The organism is Citrobacter sp. R4 (genome assembly GCF_026719175.1).
GTDB classification, from domain to species: Bacteria; Pseudomonadota; Gammaproteobacteria; order Enterobacterales; family Enterobacteriaceae; genus Citrobacter_A; species Citrobacter_A sedlakii.
This window is the reverse complement of the sequence record NZ_JAPPSU010000001.1, coordinates 1123005-1135986: the sequence shown is the minus strand read 5'-3', so window position 1 is coordinate 1135986 and position 12982 is coordinate 1123005. Positions and strand designations below refer to the sequence as shown.

The following is a 12982-nucleotide window of genomic DNA, read 5'->3' as shown; positions in this document are numbered from 1 at the left end:
CTGGTCTGACGGCGCTTACTGCTGAATTCACTGTCGGCGAAGGTAAGTTGATGACTCATGATGAACCCTGTTCCATGGCTCCAGATGACAAACATGATCTCATATCAGGGACTTGTTCGCACCTTCCCTAATCGCTGCCGTGTAATCGGGCGGGGAATGGCACAAATCTGTCAATTTTCCCGTACTGAGCTTTTTTCAGTTATGATTATGAAACTTATCGTTAAAAGAGGTGTTCATGCTGTCGATTGCAAAACGTACTGCAACAGGTGCGGGATTATTGCTGGTTATGCCCATCGCCGTATGGGTTTCTGGATGGCGCTGGCAGCCGGATCACAGTGGCGGGTGGTTGAAAATGCTGTACTGGATAACCGAAACGGTAACTCAACCCTGGGGAATCATCACGCACGTTATACTCTGCGCCTGGTTTCTGTGGTGCCTGCGTTTTCGTCTTAAGGCAGCGGTGATGCTCTTTGCTATTCTCGCAGCGGCGATCCTGGTGGGGCAGGGTGTTAAGTCGTGGGTTAAAGAGAAAGCCCAGGAGCCGCGTCCTTTCGTTATCTGGCTGGAAAAAACGCACAATATACCGGTCGATGAGTTCTACACTTTAAAACGTAAGGATCGTGGGAATCTGGTGAAGGAGCAGCTCGCGACGCAGGAGAATATTCCGCTGTTTTTGCGTCAGCACTGGCAAAAAGAGACCGGCTTCGCATTTCCTTCCGGACATACCATGTTTGCCGCAAGCTGGGCGCTGCTGGCTGTGGGCCTGTTGTGGCCGCGCAGACGTACCGTCACGATTGCGATACTGCTGGTCTGGGCAACCGGGGTAATGGGGAGCCGCCTGCTGTTGGGGATGCACTGGCCGCGTGATTTGGTGGTTGCAACGCTGATTTCATGGGCGCTGGTAACCGTCGCGACATGGCTTGCGCAGCGGATTTGCGGCCCGCTTACGCCGCCGCCGGAAGAAGAGCAGGAGATTGCGCAACGTGAGCAGGAAAGCTGATCGCGGTTGAATTTCCGTCATTAGCCCTCAAATCCCTGTATGGCCTGACGCTTTTCCATTTCGCACACGCCGTGAAAATGGTAATTTAAAAGGCTAAATGCGAAACGTTGAACACGATTTATTCGCTTAAACCACATAACGGGAAGTAATGTGAAATATTTACTCATTTTCTTACTGGTGTTGGCGATTTTTGTTATCTCGGTAACATTAGGCGCGCAGAATGATCAGCAGGTGACGTTTAATTACCTGCTGGCGCAGGGGGAGTACCGTATCTCTACCTTGCTGGCTGTGTTGTTCGCCGCTGGTTTCGCTATCGGTTGGTTGGTCTGCGGCCTTTTCTGGCTGCGGGTTCGTGTTTCCTTAGCGCGCGCTGAACGTAAAATTAAACGCCTGGAAAACCAGCTTACGCCTGCCACTGACGTGGCGGTCGCGCCGGGTGCACCGGTCGTGAAGGAATAATCGTTTATGCTGGAGTTGTTGTTTCTGCTGTTGCCTGTCGCGGCCGTCTATGGCTGGTACATGGGCCGCAGAAGTGCGCAACAAACAAAACAGGAGGAGGCTAACCGTCTGTCTCGCGATTATGTCGCGGGGGTTAACTTCCTTCTGAGCAACCAACAGGATAAAGCGGTGGATCTGTTCCTCGATATGTTGAAAGAGGATACCGGCACCGTTGAAGCGCATCTCACCCTCGGAAACCTGTTCCGCTCCCGTGGCGAAGTCGACCGCGCTATTCGTATCCACCAGACACTCATGGAAAGCGCCTCGCTGACCTATGAACAGCGCTTGCTGGCCGTTCAGCAGTTGGGCCGCGACTACATGGCCGCCGGGTTGTACGACCGGGCGGAGGATATGTTCAATCAGTTGACCGACGAAACGGATTTTCGTGTCAGCGCGCTGCAACAACTCCTGCAGATTTATCAGGCCACCAGCGACTGGCAGAAGGCAATCGACGTTGCAGAGCGTCTGGTGAAGCTGGGCAAGGATAAACAGCGGATCGAAATTGCCCATTTCTATTGTGAACTGGCGTTGCAGCAAATGGGCAGCGACGACATGGATCGGGCGATGGCACTGTTGAAAAAGGGCGCCGCTGCGGACAAAAACAGCGCCAGGGTGTCTATCATGATGGGGCGCATCTGGATGGCGAAGGGCGACTACGCCAGGGCGGTGGAGTCACTCCAGCGGGTTATTGCGCAGGATAAAGAACTGGTCAGCGAAACGCTGGAAATGCTGCAGACATGCTACCAGCAACTGGGCAAAAATGACGAATGGGCGGAATTTTTGCGTCGCGCAGTCGAAGAAAACACCGGCGCTGCTGCCGAGCTGATGCTTGCCGATATTCTTGAAGCCCGGGAAGGTCACGATACCGCGCAGGTCTATATTACCCGTCAACTGCAGCGCCACCCGACGATGCGCGTTTTCCATAAGCTTATGGACTACCATCTTAATGAGGCGGAAGAGGGGCGCGCAAAAGAGAGCCTGATGGTGCTGCGCGACATGGTGGGCGAGCAGGTGCGCAGTAAGCCGCGCTACCGCTGTTCGAAGTGTGGGTTTACCGCGTATACGCTGTACTGGCACTGTCCGTCCTGTCGCGCCTGGTCAACGATCAAGCCAATACGCGGCCTTGACGGTCTGTAATTATTAAAAAAAATCGACTTTAGTTACAACATACTTTTCTGCTTTTCCTTGCCACTCCTCCGGCATCGCTGCGCTGAGGCGTTACAGAGGAGTAAAAGGCGTCTGTTAATTTCGCCTTTCGGCAGGTAGAATGCACGCCGTTTACCCATTTTCCCCCTCGCAAAAGGTCTGGTTATGACGGTTACTGCATCATCTACATCCCGCGCTGTTACTGATTCTCCCGTGGTTGTCGCTCTCGATTATAATAACCGTGACAAAGCCCTGGCATTTGTTGACCGTATCGATCCGCGCGACTGTCGCCTGAAGGTCGGTAAAGAAATGTTCACGCTGTTTGGCCCTCAGCTGGTTCGCGACCTTCAGCAGCGTGGCTTCGATATCTTCCTCGACCTGAAATTTCATGATATCCCGAACACCACCGCTCATGCGGTTGCCGCCGCGGCAGATCTGGGTGTGTGGATGGTAAACGTCCATGCGTCGGGCGGTGCGAGAATGATGACCGCCGCTCGCGAGGCGCTGTTGCCGTTGGGCAAAGATGCGCCATTGCTCATCGCCGTGACTGTGCTGACCAGTATGGAAGCCAGCGATCTGGCCGATATTGGCGTGACGCTGTCGCCCGCCGAGCACGCGGAGCGTCTGGCGGCGTTGACCCAGAAATGCGGTCTGGATGGCGTGGTGTGTTCCGCGCAGGAAGCGGTGCGTTTCAAACAGGCGTTTGGCGGCGCGTTTAAACTGGTCACGCCGGGGATTCGGCCGCAGGGCAGCGACGCAGGCGATCAGCGCCGCATTATGACGCCAGAACAGGCTTTAGCCGCAGGGGTGGATTTTATGGTCATCGGTCGTCCTGTTACTCAGTCCGCCGATCCGGCGCAGACATTAAAGGCGATCAATGCATCACTGAAGGCGGGGGAGTAAATGAACGATTCGAACAGCCGGCTGGTCTATTCAACAGACAGTGGGCGGATTACTGAGCCGAAAACCGCACCCGTACGGCCAAAAGGCGATGGCATTGTTCGTATTCAGCGCCAGACCAGTGGCCGGAAGGGCAAAGGGGTTTGTCTGATTACCGGCATTGATCTGGATGATGCAGCTCTGAACAAACTGGCCGCTGAGCTAAAGAAAAAGTGTGGCTGTGGCGGGGCGGTTAAAGAGGGCGTTATTGAAATTCAGGGCGACAAACGTGATTTAATTAAAACGCTGCTGGAAGCCAAAGGCATGAAGGTCAAACTGGCAGGCGGATAATGAAAAAGCCACGACAGAAATATCGTGGCTTTATAATTAATCGTTTACTAATGTGTAGCTCAGACCAGAAAAGATAATCGTATTATTATATCGAGCCGGTCAACCGTAGATATTTTACGATTATTTACCTACCTGATGGCCGATAACACCACCGACAGCGGCGCCGCCCAGCGTGCCCAGCGTGCTGCCATCAGTTAACACTGCGCCGCCTAATGCGCCGGCACCCGCACCGATAGCGGTGTTACGGTCACGTTTGGACCAGTTAGAGCAGGCGCTCAGAGACATTGCCAGAGTAATTGCCAGAACCGCGGCGGTCATTTTTTTGCTCGTTACTAACATAATACTTTCTCCTGAATTAACGATTCACGAAAGTTAGTTCTTTTTAACTATAGTTTACATATCCAGTCTTCGAAGAACATTCGTGAAACTTTATTGCGCAGGGTAATATCACGCAGGTGATAGTCACTTCCTGTTATATCGCTAATAATAATTTTACCTCGTCTGTCCGCAGGCAACAGGTAAATAGTCTTAATTCAGGTGTCGGAATTGTCTCAAGCGCAAATGATTTGCAGCGACAAATCATTTGCCCACCGATGCGCTAAGCCTCAACAATATTTACACGCAACCCTTTTTGTTCCATCAGCAGGCGATCGTCCCCGCTGATGCCGGAATCAGTGATGACCCGACTAAAGCGCTCAACGGGTCCCAGAGTATAGGGATGGACCACGCCGAATTTCGAACTGTCGGTCAGAACAATGGCTTCCGAGCCTTTTTCCAGTACTGCATTGACTACATCCGCACGCATCATATCGCGTCCGGTAAACCCGGTATCTGCCAGCCAGCCATCGATGCCGATAAACGCTTTACTGAAATGGACCTGCTGGATGAACTGGCGGGTCAGAGGGCCGACCATGCTTTCGCTTTTTTTCTGGTAAATGCCGCCAAGCAAAATGACCTCGCAAGGCGTCTCCTTTAACAGGTGAGCGATATAACTGCTTACCGTAATGATGGTGACATTTTTTTGCTCGGCCAGCGTTCTCGCTAACAGGGCATTACTGCTGCCGTTTTCAATAAACACCGTTTCGCCGGGATTTACCAGTGAAGCGGCAAACTCGGCAAGCTGACGCTTAAGGGTGAAGTTGGTCATCATTCTTGTTTCGACGTCTTCACTGTCCAGTGAAACCGCGAAGCCGTGGGCACGACGCAAATAGCTTTGCTTTTCCAGGGTATTGAGATCCTGGCGAATGGTCACTTCAGAAACACCGGTGATTTTTGCCAGTTCGGAAACGCTCATCTGGCCTTTATCGATCACCATCTGCAAAATCGATTGTTGTCGGGAATTCATAGTATTCGTTTTAATTGAGGTATGTATACCGGGGTTTAAAAACAGGCGGCGATGGCTCGCTCAGGTCGCCACCGCTTTCACAACGCGCGTAAAGGTCAGATCTCCCATGGCGCTTTGGGTTTGCCTGGCGATGACCCGCTTTCATCCTGCGCCAGGCTAAGTAATTCCGCTTTAAGTATTTCAAGATTGTGGATGGCGGAGTGGTAGTCGCCGGCGACCAGGATATCCAGCACGGTATCAATACGTTCGGCAACCCGTTTGGCGTCGATATCTGACATGGGGGATCCTTCGTGAGTAAGAGTATGGATTCAATGATGCAAAAAATGGCGACAAAAGAGAAGGGAAAATTACGCCGCGGCAGGATAACCGATATCAGGATATATTCTGCTATAACAGGCAGATACGGCGTGATTTCCTGCCGGTCAGCGCTGTGTTTTGTTGCGCCAGCGTTTGTACCAGCGTTCAAATGCCGCGGCGGGCATCGGCTTTGCAAATAAAAATCCTTGTCTTTCATTGATACCGTTTTTAGTCAGGTACGCGTCCTCTTTGGCGCTTTCCACCCCTTCGGCGATGACCTGAAGGTTGAGCGCCTGCGCCACGGCGACGATGGCGCGTACCATGGACTGGGAAGCGGTTTTTTTATGAATATCTCTGACGAACATGTGATCCAGCTTGATAGCGTCAATCGGAAAACGCGTCAGTTGTGAAAGCGACGAGTAGCCGGTACCGAAATCATCAAGATGAACCTGAGCGCCCAACTGGCTAAACTGCTCAATGACCGACAGGGCCAGCGTCTCGTTTTCAATCAGGCAGCTTTCCGTTAACTCAACGTCGATCGGGCAGTATTCGAAATTCAGCTCGTGTAAAACCTGTCTGAGGTCGGTGAAAATCGTCTGGTCGGCAAGCTGACGCGCCGAAATATTAACCGCCACGCGCAGGTGAATGCCTTTATCGCGCCATTTTGCCACCTGACGCACCACGTCGAGCAGTACCCACCGTCCAAGCGGTACAATCAGTCCCGACTCCTCGGCATAGGAGATAAATTCTCCTGGCGAAATCAAACCGCGCTCCGGCGACTGCCAGCGCACCAGCGCTTCAAGGCTGCGTACTTCACCGCGCCAGGTAATCTTTGGCTGATAATGGATCAGTAGCTGATCGTTTTCGAGCGCTTTGCGCAGATGCGTATCGAGCCAGAGGTATTCAAAGACCCGCTCATTCATTTCCGGTGAGAAGACGCAGAACTGACCGCGGCCGCCTTCTTTGGCCGTGTACATGGCGGTGTCGGCATTGCGGATCAGACTGTCACTGTCCTCGCCATGCAAGGGCGCCATCGCGATGCCCACGGAGCAGCCGGTATAGACCTCGATCAGACCGATGCGAAAGGGCTGGCGAAGGCGGGTCAGAATACGCGACGCGACGGCCTCAAGCGCCCCCTGAGAGGTGTGGGTGGCAAGCAGAATGAATTCGTCGCCGCCCAGCCGCGCCAGCAACTGGTTTTCTTCCATACAGCTCAGCAGAGCCAGGGAGACCGCCTGTAATAGCTGGTCGCCGAACATATGCCCATAAGCGTCGTTCACCTTTTTAAAATTATCCAGATCAAAATACACGATCCCGACCTGACCTGCGTGCGCATCCCCAACAGCGTCGTTGATCAGCTCATGGATGGCGTTGCGGTTAGGCAGTCCGGTGATAGTGTCAGTATTCGCCAGTACCCGCAAACGCTCCTGGGCGCGCCGCTCTTCGGTAATGTCGGTACCTGAACAAATGAGAAATATTTCATTCTTCCCGCTACCGCTATGGACGAACTTATTGCGAAATAAAAACAGACGCTGACCCTGGCGGGTTTTTACCCACCGTTCGACCTCATAAGAATTTCCGTTACGAAAAAAGCCGCTGATATTGCGTCGCGAAGCAGCGGCTTCACGGCGGCTCATAAACAGCCTGAAGACGCTCTGACCAATGACATCCTGCTCTTTAAGTCCGGTATATTCTTCGCACAGGCGGTTGAAGCGCTGAATATTGCCACGGCTGTCAAGGATCACAATGACCGAATTCGCTTCTGAAACCACCTGTTCGGCGAAGGACAGCCCCTTAGCCAGATCGCGCGCGACGGAGGGCGTGTCATGCCAGGCTGAGGCACTGCCTGCCCACTCGTGCTTATTGATTTTCCGACCCACCAGATGTACCTGCACCTCGCTGCTCTCGAGGGGTAACGTAATCAACAGGCTGGACGTGATAACGGTCATTTCGCGAATTCGTGCGGCCTGCCCGGGGGCGAGCGCAAGCGCCTCATCATGTTCTGCGGCTTCGGTAAGTGATAAATGCAGAACGTCGGCATCATCTGACAAGCGCCAGTAAGGACAGTGTGTGCCCAGAAAACGATACAACGTCGCGGATTCCCGACTCTCTTTCATGTTGCGCACCATCCCGTTTGACCGCCCGAACTTCGCAATGGAAAGGTTAACCGCGATAAATACAGGGTTTACCGTCGCTGCAGATCTTGTTTTATCTATCTCTTCATTTGTAATTCAGAACCGGGAAAAAGCACAGGCGAGGCGGAAAATATATCCCGATAGCGTTGATCGCGTGGCACAGGAAAGGTGTTAAGAGGGGAAGGCGAAAACCAGCAAACGGCCTTTCTTATTCAGAAAGGCCGTGTGAAAACTCAGGGTCAGGCGGCCGGACGGGCGATGATGCTGCGCGTTTCCATCCGCACTTCGGCGATGGTCACATCGATCACGTCCGTGACTTTATACACGGTCTCGCCTTTAATCTGTACGGTGCCGTTTTCCTGGCTGCAAACCATTTCGTCGCGGACGGCATGGAGGAACGGCGCCGGAATAAAGGCAACCGCGCCGTTATCCACCAGACGAACGCGCATACCGCCACGGCTGACATCAATGATTTCAGCCGCAAAACGGATGTCCGTGCCGGCTTTGTCGTTCAGGAAACGGGCGTACAGCCAGTCGCCAACGTCGCGTTCCGCCATACGGTTCAGGCGACGGCGTTCCGCCATCTGCACGGTGGTGTCGTCGTGCGGACGGGCAATGGTTTCACCTTTAATGACCGCTTTCAGCAGGCGATGGTTGATCATATCGCCATACTTACGAATCGGCGATGTCCAGGTCGCATACGCTTCAAGACCCAGACCAAAGTGCGGACCCGGCTCAATGCTGATTTCGGCGAAGGACTGGAAGCGACGAATGCGGCTGTCGAGGAAGCCGGACGGCTGTGCATCCAGTTCGCGACGCAGTTTGCAGAAACCTTCAAGGGTCAACACTTCTTGCGGATCGACATGGACGTCGTGATTTTTCAGCAGCGCCGACAGCGCTTCCGTATTCGCCGGATCAAAACCGGTATGCACGTTGTAAACGCCAAAGCCCAGTTTGTCACGCAGAACGCGGGCGGCGCATATATTGGCGGCGATCATCGCTTCTTCAACGATACGGTTGGCGATGCGGCGCGGCTCCGCGACGATATCCAGCACTTCACCTTTTTCACCCAGGATAAAGCGATAATCAGGACGGTCCTTGAAGACCAGCGCGTGGTGATGGCGCCACTCGCCGCGACGCAGGCAAATTTGCTGCAGCAGACGAATTTGATGCGCGATATCGTCGCTTTCAGGCTGCCAGCTACCAGCGTTTTCCAGCCAGTCAGAGACGCTGTCATAGGCCAGTTTGGCTTTTGACTCGATGGTCGCCGCGAAGAAAACCATATCGTCTTCAAGGGCGCCATCCGCCGCAATGGTCATGCGGCAGGCCAGCACAGGACGGACTTCGCGCGGACGCAACGAGCAGAGATCGTCAGAGAGTTCACGCGGCAACATCGGGATGTTGAACCCTGGCAGATAGTTGGTGAACGCGCGTATTTTCGCAGCGTTATCCAGTTTGCTACCTTCAGCGATCCACGCGGTCGGGTCGGCAATCGCAACGGTCAGCTGTAATTTACCGTCAGCCAGTTCTTCGGCATACAGCGCGTCATCCATATCTTCGGTGCTGGCGCTGTCTATAGTGACGAAATTCAGGGCGGTCAGATCCTGACGCGTTAAGCCTTCGTCGAGCATTTCAGTGGCCACGCCGTCCGGGGCTTCTTTTTCCAGATTGTGGCGCGCCAGCGTTACCCACCACGGCACAAAGTGGTCATCTGCGTAGGTAATGTACTGGGTTAACTCGGCATAGAAGGTGCGATCGCCTTTTAACGGATGGCGGCGCATCTCGGCGACCGCCCAGTCACCTTCTTTAAAGTCATGCTCTACGCCACGCGCGGCGCGACAGGGGATAGCATCTTTCAGCAGCGGGTGATCCGGAACAATAGACAGGCGATCGTTTTTGCCCTGAACTTTTCCGACAAAGCGGGTCAGGAAGGGTTCAACCAGTTCTTCCGGCTCAGCGGACTCGCGATCTTTTTCGCTGTGGATCACCGCGACAATCCGGTCGCCATGCATCACTTTTTTCATCTGCGGCGGCGGGATGAAGTAACTTTTTTGCGCATCGACTTCCAGGAAGCCAAAGCCTTTTTCCGTGGCTTTTACCACCCCTTCAGCGCGCGGCGTCTGGGAATGCAGTTGCTGTTTAAGCTGCGCTAGCAGCGGGTTGTCCTGAAACATATTTGTCTATTTTCGTGGCCAAAAGAGCGGCTGACAGTTTTACGCGAAACTACCTGGTGCGGCAAGCGCTCTTTATCTCTTTGCCGAGGTTAATGTGTCTCACCCAACGCGATTTTCAGGCGATTCAGCCATCCGCATAAACCGCACCACCCCAACAGGTTGATAGCATCAATGACGGACGCGCCGCGCTCGACGACCGGGGTGAAATGTGCGGCGCTAAAGCGGTCTGGCGCGCGCGTCAGTAATTGTAGCGCCTGAAACAAGGGTCGCTCAATCGGATGTTGTCGCTCCCAGCGTTCAATCTCATGTTCGCTCTGGCGCAGCATGGTGAGAGTCTCTGGCGAGATGCGCGGCGGCAACGCCTGCTCATTGAAGCAGCTTGCGCTACCGTTTATCCTCGCGGCCAGCAGCGCCGCGAAGTTATGCTCTGCGGTATCCGCACGGAGCGTACTGTGCAGCAATTTGCCGAGCAGTGTCAGCAGTACCGGCTGGTGCGCCAGAGCAGGGGCGAGCATCTGTAGCGCGGGCTGTGGTCGATCATGCGACGGATATTCATCTTGCTCCGCGCTGGCGTAGCGCAGTTTCACCAGATCCGGGTTTGCGACCCACACGCTCTCTTCCCGCTGAAACAGGTCTTCAGCGGCAAAGGCCTGAGTATTGAGGCCGGGTATCCAGCGCACAGCCTGACCGGACCAGGCCTGAAAAATCGCCACCATGCGCGCCTGGAAACCGACAAAGCCAATGATCTGATTAAACAGAGCCACATCCCAGGCGGACAGGCCGACGTCGGCTAAATGCTGGCGGGCACGCTGGTCGATCACCGAAGGTGAGCAGGCGAGTTGACGCGCATACTGCGTGATCTGCGCCAGCCGATGATTGCTTTCACGCGACGAATCCGGACCCGGCAGCGGCGTCAGGCGCGCGGCGTAATGATTACATAGGCGTTGCACGCCACACGCCTGCGCCACGGTTAAGGCGGTGCTCATGCGTTCATAAGCGCTAAAGGTATGCAGGCGGGTAAGTGGAACGTGATCGGGAAACAGTTCGTTCGCCAACTGGCGGGCGGGTTGCAGCCAGGAGTGAAAAGAATGCAGCATCTCGTCGGGAATCGTCAAATCCAGCAAAAAGCGGTCTTCTACGTGAGCCGCTTCCGGCACCAGTGGCAAAACGTCCTGCGGCCAGGTGCTGGACTGGGTCTCATGATACCACTGGTTTTTGCCGTTGAATTGGCGTTGTTCCATGGGCGTTCCTTGGTCTGTATGTGGCGACCCGGACACGTCGTGGCTATCTCACGCCGGATCGTTTTTGCTGCTTTATCCTGGCGTAAGCGGGGGAAGGGGAAAAAGATTGTTACGTGATAACAAAGATCAAAAAGGTATATTGCCGGGCAGAACGTGTTCATGGGCGGCAGAACGCCGCCCACAGAAAGGCTGAAAGCTTATTTCAGTTCCAGTTCGTTCATCGCGGCGATGCTGAAACCGCCGTCAACGTGAACGACTTCACCGGAGATACCACCGGACAGGTCGGAGCACAGGAATGCGGCGGAGTTACCGACATCTTCAATGGTGACGGTACGACGAATCGGGGTAACCGCTTCGCAATGCGCCAGCATTTTACGGAAGTCTTTAATGCCGGAAGCCGCCAGTGTACGGATCGGACCCGCAGAGATGGCGTTTACGCGCACGCCTTCCGGACCCATTGCATTCGCCATGTAACGCACGTTGGCTTCCAGAGAGGCTTTCGCCAGGCCCATCACGTTGTAGTTCGGGATCGCGCGCTCTGCGCCAAGGTAGGAAAGGGTCAGCAGGGCAGAACCCGGATTCAGCATAGCGCGGCACGCTTTCGCCATCGCCACGAAGCTGTAGGAGCTGATGTCATGGGCGATTTTGAAGCCTTCACGGGTTACCGCATTGACATAGTCGCCGTCCAACTGGTCGCCCGGAGCGAAACCGATGGAATGAACAAAACCGTCAAATTTCGGCCATGCTTTACCCAGTTCAGCGAACATGGCATTGATGCTTTCATCTTCCGCCACATCGCACTGCAGGACGATGTTCGAACCCAGTTGTGCGGCAAATTCTTCCACGCGGCCTTTCAGTTTGTCGTTCTGGTAGGTGAACGCCAGCTCAGCGCCTTCGCGATGCATCGCCTGAGCGATACCGTAGGCGATGGACAATTTGCTGGCAAGACCGGTGACCAGAATACGCTTACCGGAAAGAAAACCCATAGCTTAAATCCTTATGTTATTGTTGTGGCGCCCAGCCGCGTAAAGGGACGGGGCGTCGTTAAAACGCGGCGATTCTAACACGAGACGCCGGGAGAGTTAATCCGACCACTGCATGAAGCCGTTTTAGCGGTCTTTTCGCCACGCATCCGCGGTGAGCGCTTCGCCAAAATGACCGGCAATCAGTCGCTTTGTCAGGTCGTGGAGCGGTGAAGCCAGCACATCAGCGGTACTGCCGCGCTCCACCACTTCTCCCTGATGCATCACTAAAACCTGGTCGCTGATGTGCTTCATCATGCCAAGATGCTGGGTGACGTAAATATAAGAGATACCCTGTTTCTCCTGCAATTCCAGCATCAGGTTTATTAACTGCGAGCGCATCGACATATCGAGCGACGCCAGCGCCTCATCGGCAATGATCACTTTCGGGCGTAATATCAGCGCGCGCGCCAGTCCCAGACGCTGCTTTTGCCCTGGCGCCAGCATGTGCGGGTAATAACTGACGTGATCGGGCAGCAGACCGACCATGCGCATGGTTTCAATGATCTGTTTACGCCGCTGTTCCGCCTCCAGATTCGTATTCAGACGCAGTGGGAAATCGAGAATTTGCGAAATCCGCTGACGCGGGTTAAGCGACGTTGACGGATCCTGGAAAATCATGCGGATGCGCTGGCTGCGAAACGAATAATCGCCGAATTTAAGCGGGTGATCGTCGATCAGCAGTTCGCCGCCGCTCGGCTCGACCATCCCCGCCAGCATTTTCGCCAGCGTCGACTTACCGGAACCGTTCTCGCCGATAATCGCCAGCGTCTGGCGTTCACGCAGGGTAAAACTGAGTGGCTTTACCGCTTCTACCGTCTGGCGACGAAACCAGCCGGTGCGGTAGCGAAAGGTTTTACTCAGGTTGCGCACTTCGAGCAGGGTCTCAACCAT

13 protein-coding genes are annotated in these 12982 nt (G+C 54.4%); 5 read left to right on the top strand and 8 right to left on the bottom strand.

The features are described 5' to 3' along the window. The first annotated feature begins 235 nt into the window (after positions 1-235). The 5 genes from pgpB (at position 236) to yciH (ending at position 3874) form a co-directional block, all read left to right on the top strand. Positions 236-1000, top strand: a complete 765-nt coding sequence (pgpB, locus tag OOJ60_RS05390; protein WP_205612084.1) for a phosphatidylglycerophosphatase B — start codon at positions 236-238, stop codon at positions 998-1000. A gap of 150 nt (positions 1001-1150) precedes the next feature. After that, entirely contained in the window at positions 1151-1459 is a 309-nt protein-coding gene (locus OOJ60_RS05385) for a LapA family protein (RefSeq protein WP_205612083.1), read from the top strand. A 6-nt stretch (positions 1460-1465) separates the two neighbouring features. Beyond that, complete coding sequence (gene lapB / locus OOJ60_RS05380; RefSeq protein WP_042283429.1) at positions 1466-2635, top strand: lipopolysaccharide assembly protein LapB; 1170 nt, start codon at positions 1466-1468, stop codon at positions 2633-2635. 174 nt (positions 2636-2809) lie between these two features. Then, on the top strand, positions 2810-3547 hold the full coding sequence (pyrF, locus tag OOJ60_RS05375) for an orotidine-5'-phosphate decarboxylase (RefSeq protein WP_199957688.1): 738 nt from the start codon (positions 2810-2812) through the stop codon (positions 3545-3547). Continuing rightward, positions 3548-3874 carry a stress response translation initiation inhibitor YciH gene (gene yciH, locus OOJ60_RS05370; RefSeq protein WP_199957689.1) on the top strand — a complete coding sequence of 109 codons (327 nt, stop codon included), beginning with the start codon at positions 3548-3550 and terminating at the stop codon, positions 3872-3874. Positions 3875-3994: 120 nt separating this feature from the next. Here yciH and osmB read toward each other — a convergent pair whose 3' ends face one another. From osmB to sapF, 8 genes are all read right to left on the bottom strand, one after another. Beyond that, a complete protein-coding gene (gene osmB / locus OOJ60_RS05365) occupies positions 3995-4213 on the bottom strand; it encodes an osmotically-inducible lipoprotein OsmB (protein ID WP_042283417.1) in 219 nt (72 codons plus the stop codon). Between the two features lie 259 nt (positions 4214-4472). Beyond that, positions 4473-5219: a DNA-binding transcriptional regulator YciT gene (yciT, locus tag OOJ60_RS05360; RefSeq protein ID WP_199957690.1), complete on the bottom strand. Its 747-nt coding sequence runs from the start codon at positions 5217-5219 to the stop codon at positions 4473-4475. A gap of 95 nt (positions 5220-5314) precedes the next feature. Then, positions 5315-5497 (bottom strand): YciZ family protein, encoded by a 183-nt coding sequence (locus tag OOJ60_RS05355; protein ID WP_042283411.1) that lies wholly within the window; start codon positions 5495-5497, stop codon positions 5315-5317. Between the two features lie 144 nt (positions 5498-5641). Then, positions 5642-7633, bottom strand: a complete 1992-nt coding sequence (gene pdeR, locus OOJ60_RS05350) for a cyclic di-GMP phosphodiesterase (protein WP_205612082.1) — start codon at positions 7631-7633, stop codon at positions 5642-5644. Positions 7634-7890: 257 nt separating this feature from the next. Further along, complete coding sequence (locus OOJ60_RS05345; protein ID WP_205612081.1) at positions 7891-9825, bottom strand: exoribonuclease II; 1935 nt, start codon at positions 9823-9825, stop codon at positions 7891-7893. Positions 9826-9914: 89 nt separating this feature from the next. After that, positions 9915-11066, bottom strand: a complete 1152-nt coding sequence (locus OOJ60_RS05340; protein ID WP_205612080.1) for a carboxymuconolactone decarboxylase family protein — start codon at positions 11064-11066, stop codon at positions 9915-9917. Between the two features lie 197 nt (positions 11067-11263). Next, complete coding sequence (fabI, locus tag OOJ60_RS05335; RefSeq protein ID WP_042283398.1) at positions 11264-12052, bottom strand: enoyl-ACP reductase FabI; 789 nt, start codon at positions 12050-12052, stop codon at positions 11264-11266. Positions 12053-12175: 123 nt separating this feature from the next. Next, a complete protein-coding gene (sapF, locus tag OOJ60_RS05330) occupies positions 12176-12982 on the bottom strand; it encodes a peptide ABC transporter ATP-binding protein SapF (RefSeq protein ID WP_042283394.1) in 807 nt (268 codons plus the stop codon).